This is a genomic window from Hahella sp. NS-SX17 (assembly GCF_057367735.1).
On sequence record NZ_CM170632.1, the window covers coordinates 3419981 to 3436566 of the forward strand.

The window sequence follows — 16586 nt, forward strand, 5'->3', positions numbered from 1 at the left end:
TCAAGAACTCGCGAAAAAACCGGTGAGTTGGTAGCCCATTAACATAAATCCGGCGCTCATCAGCAGCACATTGGCGGTGAAAGCCTGCTTGGCGAAAGCGTCGGTTTTGCGCCAGAAACTCATGAGGATGAGAATAGCGCTCAACGCCAGCAACTGGCCGATTTCCACGCCTACATTAAAAGCGATGATATTAGGGATCAGGCCATCCTGGGACAGCGTGAAATCCTGCAGCTTCGTCGCCAGCCCGAAGCCATGGAAAAAGCCGAAAATAAGCACCGCCGCTTTGGTATTGGGCTGAAAGCCGAACCAGCGACGGTAAGCCCCAAGATTATCCAGCGCCTTGTAGACGACGGACAGACCGATGATAGCGTCGACCAGATAAGGATTGACGTGAGCGCCGCTCAATACGCCATATAACAGCGTAATGCTGTGGCCGATGGCGAACAGCGTGACGTAAACGCCGATGTCTTTCATCCGATACAGGAAAAAAATCACGCCGATAAGAAACAGCAGATGATCATAGCCCGTCACCATGTGCTTGGCGCCGAGATAGATAAAGGGAATCAGGCGCATGCCTTCGACCTGCTCGATGAACATCGCGTCGCCTTCCGCCACGCCGTGGGCGAATACGGGAGAGGCGACGATGGCGAGCAGCAGCAGGAGAATGGATGAGCCGCGAGCGCTAACCGTCTTATTCTTATATTGAGTGAAAGAAGTCAAAACCACCCGGCAAGGCCTCCAAGGTCTATGTATGAGGTCGCTGTCGTATTTGCCGAAAAACTATAGCCCAGCTGTAAAACTGAACCTATCAGCCGTAATGCTGAACTTGTCATTATTGTGAAGAAAAGGGCGGGTCAGGCGTTAGTCTGCGCTTCAAGAGCGTTGAAGTCAGAAGACGGTTATTCGATACTCATCAGCCTCGTCGCATGTCTCAATTATTATGGCCAAGAAACGCAAAACGAAACCTTCACCAAAAGATCCTTTAGACGCCAGCTGGCTGCTGGAAGAGGCGGACAAGCGGGATAAACTGGAGGCGAGGTCCGCCAGAATAAGCGCCAGGAACGCCCGTATCGCGAGCAAAGTCGTGACAGATCTTGTGCGGATGGACGCCGACTGGGATCAAATCTTCAAGGCGTTGAATCCCCGCAAAGACGAGAAAATTCAAACACTGTTGCTAAGGTTTCGCGGCCCACATATGTTCGCTCCCCATGTGGCGTTGAACATCCTGCAACACTGCCTCGAATCGAACCCGTCCCTGGACCTGAATGGGCTGGTGAATGCGGCGGTTGATGAATCAGGTAAATTGACTAAGTTTAGAAGTTAGTGGGGCGACTCAAATGAAGTTTTCTATCTTGGCTCGTTGGTTATGAAATTCGCGGAGCTTATATAATGCAGTTTATGAAGATAGTTGAGAGGCTTGTCGAGTACTATGACCCTATGCTTCAGCATATTATAAGCCTGCTGGAAAAAAGTAATTATAGTCAGCCCGCCGGCGGTGACTTTATCGCTATTGGGTATGAGCAATTTAGCTTTAGATATAATTACAAGTTTAGCAACTATGAGTGTGATGTTGATGATTTAAGTGACGACAGCTTCGGTGATTCAATCGTCACAGAGATTCAAAGTGAGCTATTGAATAACGGCATATTCGTTAGAGAGTATGAGGACGATGAAGGCGAATGGGAAACGGATGACTCCGACGCATTTTATGAATTAATAGTATTTTCGTCGCTACCATTGGCGTTGCTCATGATCAGAAAACGATTGATGGATTTAAGCTTCCCCTTAGATGGTATGAACTGGATTGTATTTGATGATGCGGAAGGCATACCCAGCCAATCACATCTGCCCATGGGAAGTGATGTGGGCGATACAGATTCCACTATTGCGTTGCAATGGTTAGAGTCCATCAGTGCAAATGAAAAAGTCGCTTTGTACTTAAAAACGATGTACGCACTCAAATTTTCAGGATTCTCAATTAGCAGGAATAGGATAAAACGAAAAGCTGAGCTGGAGCAGTTTCTCGCCGCGACGCCTGGATGCTGCGAGCTTCTTAATGTAGAAGACTGGTTGGATTGTGAGCATGACTGGGATGTCGCGCGTAGATTTTTCTCCGAAATCTAAGGAATTGTTGAAAAACGTCGGCGATCTGTAAAATATCCCCCCTTTAGAAGGAACTGCTTCGACTATTCGCCAGTAACTCATCTCTATGCTCGGTCATCCAACGGGCCAGTGAGTCCAGTGTCGGTTTCAGCGTTTTTCCGAGTTCTGTAATCCGATACTCAACCCGTGGCGGCATCTCCGGGTATTCCTGTCTGGAAACGATGCCTAATGATTCAAACGTTCTGAGTTGTTTGGTTAATTCTTTCTGCGTAATGCCGCCGATTCCTCTTTGCAGGGCGCCAAACCGAATAATATCGTCAGTAATAATCAAGCGATATAAGGTGGGGATCGCCCATTTTCCTGAAACGATATTGATGAAGTCAGTCATTGGACACCGTGGTTCATCCTCAATTTTTTTATCCGAACAACTGATTTTCTCTTTAGTATCCATTTGGAACCTACTGTTTTAACTGAAATAGCCTGCCTATACTATAAATCCTCTAATGAATTGCAAGTCAAGGCGAACAGTATGTCGAAAAGGCTGGATGGGAAGTACGCGTTAATTACAGGCGGAACGGCGGGAATCGGTTTGGAGACCGCTAAACAGTTTCAACTTGAAGGGGCGACCGTCGCGGTAACCGGGCGTAATGAATCCGGGTTGAAGTATGCGCAAGATCAACTGGGAGAGTCTGCGCTGGTAATAAAGAATGATTCAGGAAAAGCAGATCAGCAAACTATATTGGCGCAGCATTTATCTGATAAATTTCCGCGCATTGATATTGTATATATAAATGCAGGCGATGTAACGCATAAACCATTGGAAGAATGGGACGAAGATTGCTTTGACAAAGTCATGAACGTTAATTTAAAAGGTCCATTCTTTTTAATACAGTCATTATCGCCTTTATTGTCTGACTCGGCGTCTATTATTTTATGTGGCAGCGTATCCGCCCACATTGGATTAGCGCAAAGCAGTGTGTACGCGGCGAGCAAGGCGGCGCTTATTTCTTTATCGAAGACGCTGTCCGGGGAGCTGCATCACAAAGGAATTCGCGTTAATACTCTCAGCCCTGGCCCAACCCATACTGACGCCTTTCAGAAGTTTGGTTTATCGGAGGAAAGGCAGCAGGAACTGATAGAGGAGGTTAAGGAACTCGTGCCTTTAAAGCGCATGGGAACGCCATTGGAACTGGCGAAAGCCGCTGTTTTTCTGGCGTCGGATGAATCGGCATACATGTTGGGCGCAGAGCTGTTGGTGGACGGCGGAGTGGGAAATTTATAAGCGGGAAAGTTTTTCTTCTTTAAAAGAATCAACCTGACATTACCGGTAACCGTCAGGTGTAAATACCGCTATGGGTGGCCTGGAGGGGCGATCCCAGCGCAATAGCTCAACGTATAATCGCGAGACCTTGTAAGGTTCTATCTATGGCCGGGCGCCCCCATATTCTTTTTCAGCGATTACCTTTTCAAGTTGATGATAAATTCGTCATCATCAAGATGGCCGACGACCAAAGGCTCATCCGCTTTCACCAGGACGGTTGAGTTAAAGCTGTGGCGTTCTTTAGGCGCTTTTTCCTCACTGATGAATTCGACTTCCACGATGTAATCCGCATCCTGTTTTTGGATTTTCCCGGAGAGTTGTACTTTTTCCTTGTCTGTTTCCTGCGTGCTTGCAAAGGCGCTGTTTTCGTTAATCGGCGCGGTAATGGAGGTCTCGCCGAAAGTGAACGCCACTTCTGTGGGTTCTTGGGTCTGATTGGGCGAGCAACCGATTAAAAGTGAGCACATTGCGAGCATTAATTGGGACTGGATCTTCATTCTTCTATGTCTATGGGCGTTAAAAGGGCGCTAACTATTCGCGTTTTTATTAACGATGTAAAGTTAATAATTCCAATCACTTAGACACATGAATGCGCCTGCGCGGCGGCTAGCTGCGGGAAAGAAAGTCTGGCGTGCATTTATATTTGGAAACTGTTTTCACTGATTTCTCGTAATCACTCCCTGGAAACTATAAAGTAGAAAAAAATCACAGGGTTGCAGCCGGCCATGACAGCGCGATAGCTTTTTAACAGCTTCGCTGAAGCATGATTGATCCTGGCGCGCCCCTCACACTCAATCCAATTATAAAAGGCAGGATCAAACTGTGTATGTAATGCTGCATGAGCCGGGCTCGTGGTTTCTTTTTGAGCAGGACAGGAAGTTTTACCTCGACGCCAGGTGCTCCCGTTCATTTGTGGATTTTTCTATCTTGATCGAACTTAATGAGGAGGAGTGCGAGGCGTATCATGCCCAAGGCAAGCCTTTCATTGATCATTTGGCGACGCGGATCAACGCTTTTCAGAACGAGTTCCTGCCCAGGGATATCACCAACGCTCATCTGGCCGCAGTGAGTCAGGCGGTGTCCGAGTGGCGGGAAACCACGGTCAGGCACTAACCTCCGTGAGAGGCCAGTCAGCGTCAGATACAGATCAAGCAAGCCTGTTATCCCACCGGCAATAACCCTGACAGCAAGGTCGCAATCCCTAGAAATGACATAAAACCGGCGATGTCGGTGATCGTGGTCAACACGATGGAGGAGGATTGCGCCGGGTCCAGGCCGAGCTTCTTGAGGGCCATGGGCACCAGAGCGCCGGCGCCGCAGGCGATGGTCAGCGACAACACCATCGCGAGAGCGATAATCAGCGCCAGGCCGATAGAGCGGCTCCAGATCCAGACGCCAATGGCGCAAGTCACCGCAATAATGACGCCATTGAGGAAACCGGCGAAGCTTTCCTTGCGAAACACCTGCCCCATATTGCGGATGGTGATTTCCTTGAGAATCAGCCCGCGCATGGTCACCGCCAGCGCCTGAGCGCCGGCGTTACCGCTTTGTCCCGCCGCCACAGGCAGCAGGATCGCCAGAGCGGTGTACTGGGAAATGATGCCTTCGAAGGCGCCGACCACCCCTGCGGCCACAAAGGCCGTCACCAGATTGATCTGCAGCCATGGCATGCGTTTGCGCACGGCGAACCAGCTGCTGGAAAGGGCTTTTTCGTCCTTGCTGGCGCCCACCATTGAGGCCATATCGGAGGCGAGATCCTCTTTCGTGCGCTGGTAGATATCCCCGCTGCGAATCACACCGACTACCTGATCATGCACATCCAGCACGGGAAGGCTGTTGGCCCGCAGGCCTTCGAACTTCTCGACCACGTCGTCGACCGGGTCCAGCGTGCTGAAAGAAGCGGTGATGGGCCGCGCTACCTTGGAGGCTTTGTCCTTGGCGTTGGCGAGAATCAGGTCGCTTAACTCAAATATTCCGGTGACGTTGCGCTCGTCGTTGATTAGAAAAAAAGCGTCCATGTATTTGGGACGCCGGTATCTTATCTGCTGCAACACCTCTTCGACGGTGAGATTCGAGTGAAACATCTGCACCTTGGAGTCCATCATGCGACCCGCCGTGTTGAGCGGATAGGACAGCAGTTCGGTCAGCTCGTTAGCCGTCGCTTTTTCTGCGGCGGCGATACGGGCCAGAATTGAGTCTTTCTGCTCGTCCTCCAGGCGTGACAGCAGCGCAGCGGCGAGCTGGATATCCAGTTTCAGGAGCAGCTCCGTCGCGGCGACAGGGTCCCAGTCGGCGATCAGTTGTTCGCCCAGTCCCGGAGGCATATGAGGGAATAAGTTGGCGACGACGGCGGCGGGCTGCTGGCTCAACAGCGAGACCGCCTCCTGGTTCGGCATCTTGGCGATTTCACGCGCGGCCTTGGCCGGAAAACGTAATAGATAGGCGTCTGTGAGCTGTTGCGCAGTGTCTTTGATGTAAGACGTTGTGTTATCCATAGAGGTTCCTTGCCAGAAGTTCAGATGTCATACGCCTTGTCTGCGAAGAGGTCATACCAGGGAGTCGCGCACCACCTCGACCATCGCCTGCATGCTTTCCCCATGGGCGCGCAGCAAATCCAGCGCCGCCGACCCTGACGGTTTTTGCGGCGCGTTCAACCAGTCGGAATGCGTGGACAGCAGCTCGCGCAAGCGGCTGTGCCAGATCACCCCCATGAACTCGTTGTGGTGAAACACAACCGGCGCAAAGTCTTGCGATGTCCATAGAGGATGGCTGGCGGCGTTGCTCAGGGAAAGGCGGCTGTTCAGGCACGCCAGGGAGGGTTTGACCAGTGCGCCGAGCATGACCTGTTTGGACGCGCGCAGCAGCTTTACGGCGGGAATGGCGCCAAGGGGCTCCCGTTGATGATCCAGCACGAAAATGACTCGTTCCTCCTGAAATTCCCGTTTTTTCAAACGGGTCATGGCGTCTTCCACCGTCATGTCCCGGGTGAAAACGGGAACGTCGATCTCGGTCCAGGCGCCCAGCATGCTGCTGCTGTAGGAAAGCAGTTGCTGACACAGCGTACGACGCGGCAACGGCAGCAGGTTCAGCACGGTCTCTCTGCGTTTGGGCGGCAGGTGGCGCAGAATGTTGCAGAGCTGGTGCGCGCCTATTTCGGCGGTCCACTGCGTGGCGCTGCCTTCCGGCGCGGCGTGAATAACCGTGGCGCAAAAACCGGGAAGCATTTCCTTCAACACGCTGATGGCGACGGGCAGGGGGGCGTTGGCGAGGAACTGCGCCACTTCCCCCGTGTCCCTGTCCTCCAGCAAACGCGCCGCCGCCCGGGGCTCCTGACGCAGAAAGCTGAACGCGAGCTGATAAGTCTGATCGGTCATGGCGAAATTCCCTCTGCGGCGCTCTATGTCTCTTTGTTGTGTTTGGTGTGGTGCGTGGTCCCGGCTTTGATCCGGCTGACGTGCTCCATGAAAAAAGAGCCGGGGACGGCGGTTCTGCCTTGCGGCGTTTCAAGCACGATGACGGAACTGGTGATGTCGACGACGACGCCGTCCACGCCCGCGATACTGACTTCATCGCCCAGTTGCACCAGTTTGTTCACCTGCTGGGAGCCAATGATGTTCGCCACCAGATACTTGGCGCCGAGGGCGAAGGCCAGGGAGAAGCCTCCGGCAATGACGGCGGAAAGAATGATGGTGAACTGGGTGAAAAACTGGATGTTGATGCCGATCTGCTCGATGCCGATCACGACGGCGATAAAGATCACCGTGAACTGGACGCTGCGACCGATGAGCGCCGACTGTCTGATGCCCACGGACTCCGCTGCTGAGGTCATCACCAGATTGATCACCTTGCTGAGCAAATATCCTCCCAGCATGATCAGCATGCCGGCGGCGAAATGAGGCAGATACAGCAATAGCTGACTCATCCACTGGGAGACGATGTTCAACCCCAGACTGTTGGCCCCGGCGGCGATGAAAAACAGCAGCACCAACCAAAACACGGCTTTGCTGATGACATTGGTGTAAGACTGCCTCAGCTTGAGCGAGGAGGGGCTGGTGGAAAAGCGCGCGAACACCCGGCCTAGCAGACGCTCCAGCAGAGTCACTCCGGTGCGCACGGCGCGCGCCAGCGCCAGGGCGATAAAGAAACCAAAGAAGAACAGCGCCAGTGCGCCCAGAATATTGGGCGTAAAGGCGATCAGTTGCTGAATCGTTTGTTCATAGGTCTGATGTAAGAGTTCCCGCCAATCTTGAGTTTGTATCGGGTCCATGGATGCTCTCTTGATGATAAAGAAAAAAGACTAACGCCAGCGCTGGGTAACGAGGGGCTATCCTTTCCCCTTGGGCTTGTTAGGGCCTTTTCGTACGTCCTTGACAATGTAGTCGATGATGGCGCCGGCGATGTCTTTGTTGGTCGCGCTTTCAATGCCCTTCAGGCCAGGGGAGGAATTGACCTCCAGCACCAGCGGGCCGTGACTGGAGCGGATAATGTCCACTCCGGCCAGATCCAGCCCCATCACCGTGGCCGCCTGCACCGCTAGGCGCCGCTCATCCGGACGCAGCTTCACCACCTGGGCGCTGCCGCCGCGATGCAGGTTGGAGCGGAACTCTCCCGGCTGGGCGGTGCGCTGCATGGCGGCGACTACTTTATCGCCGATCACAAAACAACGGATGTCGCTGCCGCCAGCTTCTTTGATGAACTCCTGCACCAGGAAATCCGCTTTCAAGCCGCGAAAGGCGTTGATCAGGGTTTCGGCGGCTTTATCTGTTTCCGCCAGCACCACGCCATTGCCATGAGTACTGGCCATGACCTTGACGATCAACGGCGCGCCGTTTACGGATTCGATCAAGTCATTGGTGGCGTCCGCAGAGTGCGCGTAACTGGTCACCGGTTGCCCCACGCCTTTGCGGGCCAGTAACTGATGGGCGCGCAGTTTGTCGCGGGAACGGGTAATGGCGATGGATTCGTTAACAGAATACACGCCGCTGACCTCAAACTGACGCAACACCGCGCAGCCATAAGTGGTTACGCTGGCGCCGATACGGGGGATCACCGCATCGAACTGCAATTCCTCAGAGACGCCGCCGCTGCGATAGCGGACCGTGGGCGCGTTGGTAGTGATATTCATGTAGCACTTCAGGACATCCACCACTCGCGGCTCATGCCCCCGTTCGCGGGCTGCCTCCACCAGACGGGATGTTGAGTAGAGTTTGGAGTTTCTTGAGAGTATGCCTATTTTCATTATTTTTTATTCCTTGTGACGGTTGCGGGGCTACTGACCTCCCTGTGACAGCCTGCCAGCCCCTGACGAAAAGAAGGGGTTAATAGACGTTTATGAATTCGCACTGCGATAAGTTCATACTGCGTTATAAAGTATAGACAGGAAGCGCCATAGTGCCCGTTTGTTTACAAAGCAAGGCCAGCGGTGTGGGCCTCATCGCCGGAACCTGTCTTTGAATAAAGCGCAGACGTAGCGAGTTCATAGCGTTTCTCGCCACTGCTTTTTTTAGGGGGAAGTTAGAGGGCGTGTTGGATGGCGCTTCGCTTATCCAGCCTACGTTTATTGCCGTGTACTGGAATGCGTACGAAAGCGGGAACTAAACGTTTTAATTGAATACTTCCACTCGTTTTTTCAAAACGGAGTAGGTCCTTAACAGAGTAGGTTGGAAAAGCGAAGCGCCTTCCGACATTAAGATGGACTACAAAACGACTGACATTCAGCCGCAGGGGGGCGCGGTCGTTGGGGTTGTCGAAACCAGAAAATCCAACAAGGCCTCATTAAACAACTCTGGCTGATCCATCAGCGGCAGATGACCGGCGCGGGGAATGCGGTGCAGTTTAGCGTTTGGCATCAGCTTGGCCGCGGCCTCGCCATGTTCAATGGCGAACAGTTGGTCCTGTTCTCCCCAGATAATCAGCGTCTCGTTGTGAATACGCCGCAGCGCTTCCTCCGGCAGGGCCGCTACTGCTGCGCCACGGCCTTGAGTGAAGGCGTTTTTGCCGCCAGGGCGTTTGAGCACTTCAATCGAGTAATGAGCGTGGTTGGGGTCCCGGTTATTGGTATCGAACAGCAGCGAAGGGGCGAAAAAACGATTCGCCCATGCAGAGGGGAAACTGTTCAACCAGATCATGCCGACCATCGGGCGCAGGGAAGGCTGCGCGCCCAACGCGGCGGCGTCCACCAACACCAGCTTGTCTACTTTGTCCGGGCAATCCAGGGCGAATTGCAGGGCGATGGCGCCGCCTTGGGACAGACCGACGATATGCGCTTTGCATATATCCATCGCCGCCATGAACTTCTGCAGCCAAGTGGAAAAATAAGGGCGATCGTAAGGGGCGTCAGGTTTGTCGGACTCGCCGTAACCGACGATATCTGGCGCGATCACATGAAAGTGTTGGGATAACGCGCCCAGAGAGGGATACCAAGTGACCGCGCCGGCTCCGGCGCCGTGCAGACATATCACCGGCGCTCCAGCGCCAGCGGACAGATAGGCGGTGTTGATATTCCCTGCGTTAACCTGGTTTTGCGCGATGGGCGCGCCCATTCTATCTATCAGCGCCTGCCGATAGCTCACATTTTCCATTAGGTAACATCCTGAAATTTATAGTGATCCATCAAGTTTAGAGGCGCAGCCTAACGGGATTGGCCCGGTTAAGTCAATAAAAGGGGGGTAAAATTAAGCGGGCCGTTTCTGGTCAGCGCTTTGGCGGTTTCAGAGGAGCGCCAGTAGCGTTAATAGATCATGTCGCAAGACCCTCCCGCCGCGGCGCGATAGGGGAGACGGATGAAAAAGCTACTGCCCTGGCCGAGCTCGCTTTTCACTTCAATGCTGCCGCCATGCAGCAGCACCAGTTTGTGCACCAGGGCGAGACCCAGGCCGGTGCCTTCCACGTTTTTCTTTTTCATGGAGGATTCAGCCTGTTCAAAGGGCAGGAAAATACGCTGCAGGTCTTCTTCCGAGACGCCGCAGCCTTGATCGAACACCTGGATCTGCAACTCCTGGTCGTCATGAAGACTGACCTTCAGGCCCACTTGTTTGCCCGAGTCGGTGAACTTGATGGCGTTGCTGAGCAGATTGATGAGAATCTGTTTGACTCGCAGTGGATCAAGCTCCGCAGGGCCAATGTCCGTCTGAATGTCAGTCAGCAGCACGATGCCGTGTCGGGAGGCTTTTTCCTTGATGATGCCGATAACGCTGTTAACCAGGATTTCGATATGGGTAGGCTGGATCTCCAGCACCAGTTTACCCGCCTCGATTTTGGAGAGATCCAATAAGTCGTTGATGATGATCAGCAGGTAGGAGCCGCTGTCGTAGATCTCTTTGCAATACTCCAGCTGCTTTGGGTTCAGCTCGCCCATCATGCCGTCCACCAGCACCTCGGAGTAACCCAGGATGGCGTTGAGAGGCGTGCGCAGCTCATGGGACATGGAGGACAGAAAATTAATCTTGTACTGGTTGGACTTGCCCAGCTGTCGGTTCTGCTCCTGTAACTGCCGCTGGCTGCGCTTGAGTTCGTCGTCGAGTCTTTTATGTTGCAGGTGGTGATGGATGCGCGCCAGCATGACGGGAAAGTCGACCGGCTTTTCAATGTAATCATTGGCGCCTTGCGCGAAGGCCCCGATGATGTCCTCGTGCGCGTTTTTGGCGGTGACCATCAGCACTGGCAGTTCCACGGAGTTGAAGTCCTGGCGCAGAATGTCCAGCACTTCCATGCCGTCCATTTCCGGCATCATGACATCGAGCAGGATCAGATCGGGACGCTGTTCCTGCACCTGTCGCAACGCTTCCCGGCCACTGAGGGCGATGGCGCAGCGAAACCCTTTACGCTCAAGGCGGCGGGTCAGCAAGTCGCAGTTATTCTGGTTGTCGTCAACGATCAGGATGGATGCATTGTCCGTTTCTTCGCTCATGGCGCCCTCCAGGCGTAACAGACCACAGTTGCGGGGAGGGAAGATGCACGCCGCCGATTTCCCGTCCCTGATCACTTAGCTGAAGCGCATAAACAGGCCAATATCATTGCCTTGTTAATATAAAAATTACCGCTAATTTGACAAAAATCAAATTCAGGACTGTATTAATAGACAGACGCTCATGAAGCGGATTAGCCGGGCTGAGGCCTGGACGCGATATGCTTCCTTCCATGCTGTAGAGGGATCTTTATTCGCTGAAAACCCTTGTTCTGTAACATTCATCCTTTCAACGGCAGGAGCCTGTAGTCATGCACCCACTCAACGGTAGCAGGCTGCTTATTGTTGATGACGAGCAGCGCAACACCAAACTGCTAACGGATATATTTCGGGCGCAAGGATTTGACGCCATCCCTCTTAATGACGCCAGCAAAGTGATCGACGCCGTCGCTGGCTATGAACCGGATTTGATTATTCTGGACGTTATGATGCCCGGTAAAACCGGGTTTGAACTGACTCGTGAAATCAAGTCCCAGGATCACTGGAAACATATTCCCATTATCCTTCTCACTGCTCTGGCCGACCGCGACTCCTGCGTATCGGGGCTGGAGTGCGGCGCGGAGGACTACGTCAGCAAGCCATTCAACCGGCGCGAGCTGCTGGCGCGGGTGAACAACCTGCTCAAGCTCAAGAAACTGCACGACTTCCAGCACCAGAATCTACGGTTGCTGGAGGAGTACGACGCTGTCACTGGACTGCCGAAGAAAGACATTTTGATGGAGCTGATCGACACGCTCATCAAGAAGAAAAACAACGCCAGTATCTGTGTGTGCGTTTGTGAAGTGGACATGGATCAGACTCTGATCGGTTTGCTCAGCTCTCACGACCGTGATCAATCTGAGCGTCAGATCAGCCGCACTGTCGTGGAGCGGATGTCGTCCATCTTTCCCCCGGGCATGCTGCTAGGATGCCTGGGTTCCGGCAAGTACGGCGTGGTGCTGGAGGCTGACGAGGAAACTGGCGCGGGCCATTTGCGCCAGCTGCAGCAAAAGTTGAGCCTGCCGATCATGGTGGAAGGGCAGGAATTCTTTCTCAAGTTCTCCGTGGGATATGCGCCGCCGCCACACCCGCGGGTGGAGTGGATGGTGCTGTTCAACCATGCCGAAATCGCTGCGCTGGAAGCCAGGAAAGAGGGCGGGAATCTGGTGAAACGCTTCGCGCCGGAAATGGACGTCGAGAATCACGAACGCTGGTGGATGTCGCGGGCGTTGTTTCAGGCGGTGAGAGAACAGCAGTTTGAAGTCTACTACCAGCCCCAGGTGGATATTCTGCAAGAGTCTCTGGTGGGCTTTGAGGCGTTGCTGCGCTGGAAAACGCCGGAAAAAGGTCAAATCAGTCCGGCGCGTTTTATTCCGTTGGCGGAGGAAAACGGGCAGATCTACGACATCAGTCTGTGGATGATGGAGCAGGTGTGCCAGCAGATTGCGCTGTGGAAGCGGGCGGGCAAACGCCTGCGGATGGCGATTAATATTTCGCCGGTGCAACTGCATCGGGATGAGTTCACCCAGGATTTTATTGACCTCTTCACGCGTTATCGCCTGTCGCCCAATGACTTTGAACTGGAGTTGACGGAAACCAGCCTGATGGACCCGAAAGGCGGCGGACAGTTACGGGAATTGTGGAGCCAGGGCTTCGACATCGCCATCGATGATTTCGGCACCGGCTACAGCAATCTGGAGTATCTGAGAAAATACCCCTTCAACCGCCTGAAGATTGACCGCTCCTTCATCAGCAATATTTGCGATTCCGGGGATGATTTCGCCATTGTCCAAGCCATTCTGGCCATCGCCGAGCACATGGGCTTCAAGGTCATCGCCGAAGGCATAGAGACCGCGGATCAGCTACAGCGTCTGCGCAGTCTCGGGTGCCATGAAGCGCAGGGCTACCTGTTCAGCAAACCGACGCCCGCCGCCAACGCGACGGCGATGCTGTTCAATGGATTCAAGACGCCTGCCTAAGGCGTCTTGGGAGTCAGACGGGACTTGCATAGCTGAATATGGTGGCTGAATTTTGAACTACACTTTATTTACTTTTACTGATTAGAGATTTAGGACGGCATCTGAAGAACCGGTTGATGTTTCAGCGACGTCAGCGATGACGCAACAACCACACCGGGCCCTTAAAAAAGATCAACAACGCACCGGCGCAAATGGACGAATGCTATGGCGAAGACCATTCTGATCATTGACGATTCCATCTCTCTGCGGCAAATGGTGGACCTTACGCTCAAGTCCGCAGGCTACAACGTAATACAGGCGGAAAACGGCCAGGACGCGCTGGGGAAGTTGCCTGACGCCAAGCCAAGCTTGATAGTCTGCGATGTGAATATGCCCGTCATGGACGGCATCTCCTTCGTCAAAGAGCTTAAAAGCCTGCCTGAATATAAATTCACGCCGGTCATTATGCTGACCACCGAAAGCACCGAAGATAAACGAATGGAAGGTCAGATGGCGGGCGCCAAGGCGTGGATGGTGAAGCCGTTTCGTCCGGAAGCCATGCTCAAAGCCGTTCAGAAACTGATACTGCCCTGACGCGCTGCGACGGGCTCAGGGAGGGAGACGCGATGAACATAGATTCTCAGCATGACCCCCAGCAAAACCGGCTGACCCTGAGCGGCGAGCTGACGATCTACTGTGCGGCGGAGGCGAAAGCGCCTTTGCTTGAGCACAAGGATGTCGATATAGACCTCAGCCAGCTGACGGAGCTGGACGGAGCGGGGCTGCAATTGTTGATACTGGCGAAGCGGGACCAGGGTGCGCGACTGGTGAACGCCAGCGAGGCGGTGAACAAAGTGTTCACGCTGACTGGACTTGCCGACATGCTGGAATAGCGCTGTTTTTTCGAGTGAGTGTATGAGCAAGAAAATTGAGCCGCCGTGACGGCGGTTCGGGAAGGAGGCCCTCTACAACGCCCGGATGGCGAACAAACGCCGATATGACGATTAAGACATGTCGGGCTGGCGGAGTTCTCGCTTGCGACTGAGCCTGTCTCTGCAATGGAATCCGCAGCCTGAGTCACGGAAAGGGAATACGGATAATGAGCCTGGATTTCAGCGGCGCTTTAAAAGCCTTCGCCCAGGAAAGCAAAGAGCTGTTATCGGAAATGGAGCAGTCGCTGCTTACCTTGGAGGAGGAGGGCGCCAAAAAGGAGCTGGTGGATGCGGTGTTTCGCGCCGCCCACACCATCAAAGGGTCGGGCGGGCTGTTCGGACTCGATCATGTGGTGGCTTTCACCCATGATGTGGAAGGCGTGCTGGACGCGGTGCGGGATGGCCGCCTGGACATCGACGGCGACCTGATCAGCTTGCTGTTAAGCTGCGGCGACCAGATTGGGCGGCTGGTGGAAAGTTCTCTTGCCGACGCCGTTGACGATGAGCTGCTGCGCAAAGGCTCTGTGCTGCAAGCTCAGCTGCAACGCTATCTGCCAGGCTCCGCCGCCGCACTTAAAGCGCCTGAGGCGGAAGCAGACACGGACGCGGCGCCACAGGAGGCGCGAGGCTGGCATATCTCCCTGCGTTGCGGACGCGATCTGCTGCGCGACGGCATGGACCCTCTCAGCATTCTGCATTACATCTCCACCCTTGGCGAACTGGTTCGGGTCACCACCTTCTGCGGGCATATGCCGGCGGCGCAGGAAATGGACCCGGAGTCCTGTTATCTCGCCTTTGAAATGGATCTGATCACCGAACAGGATAAAGAAGAGATTGAGGGCGCCTTTGAATTCGTCAGCGCCAGCAGCGAGGTGCGCATCACCCCGGTGGGCGATCCGGAAACCTGGGATAAAGCCATTGAAGAGGCCCCGGATAAAGAGCAACGGATTGGTGAGATTCTGGTCGAGAGCGGGGCGGTGACGCGTAATGAGCTTGAGCAGGCCCTGAAACAGCAGGACAGCGTACCCGAGAGGCCCAGGCTTGGAGAAATACTGGTCGCCCGCCACGCCGTGCAAGAGAAAACGGTGAATACGGCGCTGGAAAAACAGTCCGGCGCGACCAAGAAACCGCGTCAGGACAGTTTCCTTAAAGTCGACGCCCAGAAGCTGGACCATCTGATCAATCTGATCGGCGAGTTGATGATCGCCAACGCGGAAGTGCGGGTGAGGGCGGATCGCACCCAAGAAGCGGTTCTGCATGAATCTATCGCCAACTCCACCCGCTTCATCGAAGCCGTGCGAGACTGCGCGCTCAGCCTGCGCATGGTGCAAATCGGCGACACATTCAATCGCTTTCAACGGGTCGTGCGCGACCTCGCCCGCGATCTGGGTAAGGACATCCGACTGGTGGTCAGCGGCGGCGATACCGATCTCGATAAGACTCTGGTGGAGCGCATCAGCGAACCTTTAACCCATCTGGTGCGCAACGCCATCGACCATGGCATCGAGCCAGATCGCCTGCGACGGGAGCGGGGCAAGGCCGCCACCGGCGTGATTCGTCTTAACGCCTTTCATGAGCGCGGTAGCATTGTCATTGAAGTCAGCGATGACGGCGGTGGCATGAACCCGGAAAAAATCGTCGCCAAGGCTATCGAAAAGCAACTGATCCGCAGCGGCGAAGGGATGAGCGACGGAGAGATCTTCAAACTTATTTTTGAACCGGGCTTTTCCACGGCGGAACAGGTGACCAATGTCTCCGGTCGCGGCGTGGGCATGGACGCGGTGAAGAAAACCCTGGAGGAACTGCGCGGCAGCGTGGAGGTGGAGAGCGCACTGGGCAAAGGCTCCACCATTCGCCTGCGGCTGCCGCTGACCCTGGCCATCATCAACGGCTTTTTGGTGGGCGTGGGAGAAAGCAAATATGTGGTGCCCATGGAAGTGGTTGACGAGTGCGTCGAACTGAATGGCGACGGCGGCGGCGACTTCATGGGATTGCGCGGGATGGCGTTGCCATTCCTGCGCTTGCGGGAATTATTCAATATCGACGGTCGTCCCGCTGATCGGCAAAGCGTGGTGGTGGTGCAGTACGCCGGTCGCCGCGCGGGGTTGGTGGTGGACCGTTTAATGGGCGAACTGCAAACCGTCATCAAGCCGCTGGGAGACATATTCTCGCCGTTGAAATGGGTCAGCGGATGCACATTGCTGGGCAGCGGCGATGTGGGGCTGATACTGGATATCCCGGAACTGGTCACCCGGGCGGAAAACGCCCAGAACCAGTTCGCAGGCAGGAAAATAGCGGCGGGTTGAGCCGGTGCGAACGTCCAAGCG

17 protein-coding genes are annotated in these 16586 nt (G+C 54.4%); 8 read left to right on the top strand and 9 right to left on the bottom strand.

Translation table 11 applies throughout. The features are described 5' to 3' along the window. The gene (locus AC2IBB_RS15250; RefSeq protein WP_486333965.1) at window positions 1–720 is read right to left on the bottom strand and encodes a HupE/UreJ family protein; all 720 of its coding nucleotides are present in this window, start codon (window positions 718–720) and stop codon (window positions 1–3) included. Window positions 721–940: 220 nt separating this feature from the next. Here AC2IBB_RS15250 and AC2IBB_RS15255 point away from each other — a divergent pair, with 220 nt between their 5' ends. Continuing rightward, the gene (locus AC2IBB_RS15255; protein ID WP_486333685.1) at window positions 941–1324 is read left to right on the top strand and encodes a hypothetical protein; all 384 of its coding nucleotides are present in this window, start codon (window positions 941–943) and stop codon (window positions 1322–1324) included. 65 nt (window positions 1325–1389) lie between these two features. Next, the gene (locus AC2IBB_RS15260) at window positions 1390–2124 is read left to right on the top strand and encodes a hypothetical protein (RefSeq protein WP_486333686.1); all 735 of its coding nucleotides are present in this window, start codon (window positions 1390–1392) and stop codon (window positions 2122–2124) included. Between the two features lie 43 nt (window positions 2125–2167). Here the strand turns inward: AC2IBB_RS15260 and AC2IBB_RS15265 are convergent, their stop codons facing one another. Next, complete coding sequence (locus AC2IBB_RS15265; RefSeq protein ID WP_486333687.1) at window positions 2168–2554, bottom strand: winged helix-turn-helix transcriptional regulator; 387 nt, start codon at window positions 2552–2554, stop codon at window positions 2168–2170. Between AC2IBB_RS15265 and AC2IBB_RS15270 the strand changes: the two genes are divergently transcribed. Continuing rightward, a complete protein-coding gene (locus AC2IBB_RS15270; protein ID WP_486333688.1) occupies window positions 2555–3385 on the top strand; it encodes an SDR family oxidoreductase in 831 nt (276 codons plus the stop codon). 176 nt (window positions 3386–3561) lie between these two features. Here AC2IBB_RS15270 and AC2IBB_RS15275 read toward each other — a convergent pair whose 3' ends face one another. Then, window positions 3562–3921 carry a hypothetical protein gene (locus AC2IBB_RS15275; RefSeq protein WP_486333689.1) on the bottom strand — a complete coding sequence of 120 codons (360 nt, stop codon included), beginning with the start codon at window positions 3919–3921 and terminating at the stop codon, window positions 3562–3564. 325 nt (window positions 3922–4246) lie between these two features. Here AC2IBB_RS15275 and AC2IBB_RS15280 point away from each other — a divergent pair, with 325 nt between their 5' ends. After that, window positions 4247–4537 carry a hypothetical protein gene (locus AC2IBB_RS15280; RefSeq protein ID WP_486333690.1) on the top strand — a complete coding sequence of 97 codons (291 nt, stop codon included), beginning with the start codon at window positions 4247–4249 and terminating at the stop codon, window positions 4535–4537. 47 nt (window positions 4538–4584) lie between these two features. On the opposite strand, the gene AC2IBB_RS15285 is transcribed toward AC2IBB_RS15280, so the two are convergent. The 6 genes from AC2IBB_RS15285 to AC2IBB_RS15310 form a co-directional block, all read right to left on the bottom strand. Continuing rightward, window positions 4585–5919, bottom strand: a complete 1335-nt coding sequence (locus tag AC2IBB_RS15285) for a magnesium transporter (protein WP_486333691.1) — start codon at window positions 5917–5919, stop codon at window positions 4585–4587. Window positions 5920–5970: 51 nt separating this feature from the next. Further along, on the bottom strand, window positions 5971–6798 hold the full coding sequence (locus tag AC2IBB_RS15290; RefSeq protein WP_486333692.1) for a magnesium transporter MgtE N-terminal domain-containing protein: 828 nt from the start codon (window positions 6796–6798) through the stop codon (window positions 5971–5973). A gap of 23 nt (window positions 6799–6821) precedes the next feature. Beyond that, complete coding sequence (locus AC2IBB_RS15295; protein WP_486333693.1) at window positions 6822–7691, bottom strand: mechanosensitive ion channel family protein; 870 nt, start codon at window positions 7689–7691, stop codon at window positions 6822–6824. Between the two features lie 57 nt (window positions 7692–7748). Further along, window positions 7749–8663: a 30S ribosomal protein S6--L-glutamate ligase gene (gene rimK, locus AC2IBB_RS15300; protein ID WP_486333694.1), complete on the bottom strand. Its 915-nt coding sequence runs from the start codon at window positions 8661–8663 to the stop codon at window positions 7749–7751. A 475-nt stretch (window positions 8664–9138) separates the two neighbouring features. Next, a complete protein-coding gene (locus AC2IBB_RS15305) occupies window positions 9139–10005 on the bottom strand; it encodes an alpha/beta fold hydrolase (protein WP_486333695.1) in 867 nt (288 codons plus the stop codon). A gap of 149 nt (window positions 10006–10154) precedes the next feature. Then, on the bottom strand, window positions 10155–11333 hold the full coding sequence (locus tag AC2IBB_RS15310; RefSeq protein ID WP_486333696.1) for an ATP-binding response regulator: 1179 nt from the start codon (window positions 11331–11333) through the stop codon (window positions 10155–10157). Between the two features lie 308 nt (window positions 11334–11641). Here AC2IBB_RS15310 and AC2IBB_RS15315 point away from each other — a divergent pair, with 308 nt between their 5' ends. The 4 genes from AC2IBB_RS15315 to AC2IBB_RS15330 all read left to right on the top strand — a co-directional run bounded on the left by AC2IBB_RS15315 (window position 11642) and on the right by AC2IBB_RS15330 (window position 16565). After that, a complete protein-coding gene (locus tag AC2IBB_RS15315) occupies window positions 11642–13348 on the top strand; it encodes a putative bifunctional diguanylate cyclase/phosphodiesterase (RefSeq protein ID WP_486333697.1) in 1707 nt (568 codons plus the stop codon). A 204-nt stretch (window positions 13349–13552) separates the two neighbouring features. Next, the gene (locus AC2IBB_RS15320; RefSeq protein ID WP_041598726.1) at window positions 13553–13921 is read left to right on the top strand and encodes a response regulator; all 369 of its coding nucleotides are present in this window, start codon (window positions 13553–13555) and stop codon (window positions 13919–13921) included. A gap of 32 nt (window positions 13922–13953) precedes the next feature. Further along, entirely contained in the window at window positions 13954–14220 is a 267-nt protein-coding gene (locus AC2IBB_RS15325; RefSeq protein WP_486333698.1) for an STAS domain-containing protein, read from the top strand. A 206-nt stretch (window positions 14221–14426) separates the two neighbouring features. Continuing rightward, window positions 14427–16565 carry a chemotaxis protein CheA gene (locus AC2IBB_RS15330; protein WP_486333699.1) on the top strand — a complete coding sequence of 713 codons (2139 nt, stop codon included), beginning with the start codon at window positions 14427–14429 and terminating at the stop codon, window positions 16563–16565. The last annotated feature ends 21 nt before the right edge of the window (window positions 16566–16586 follow it).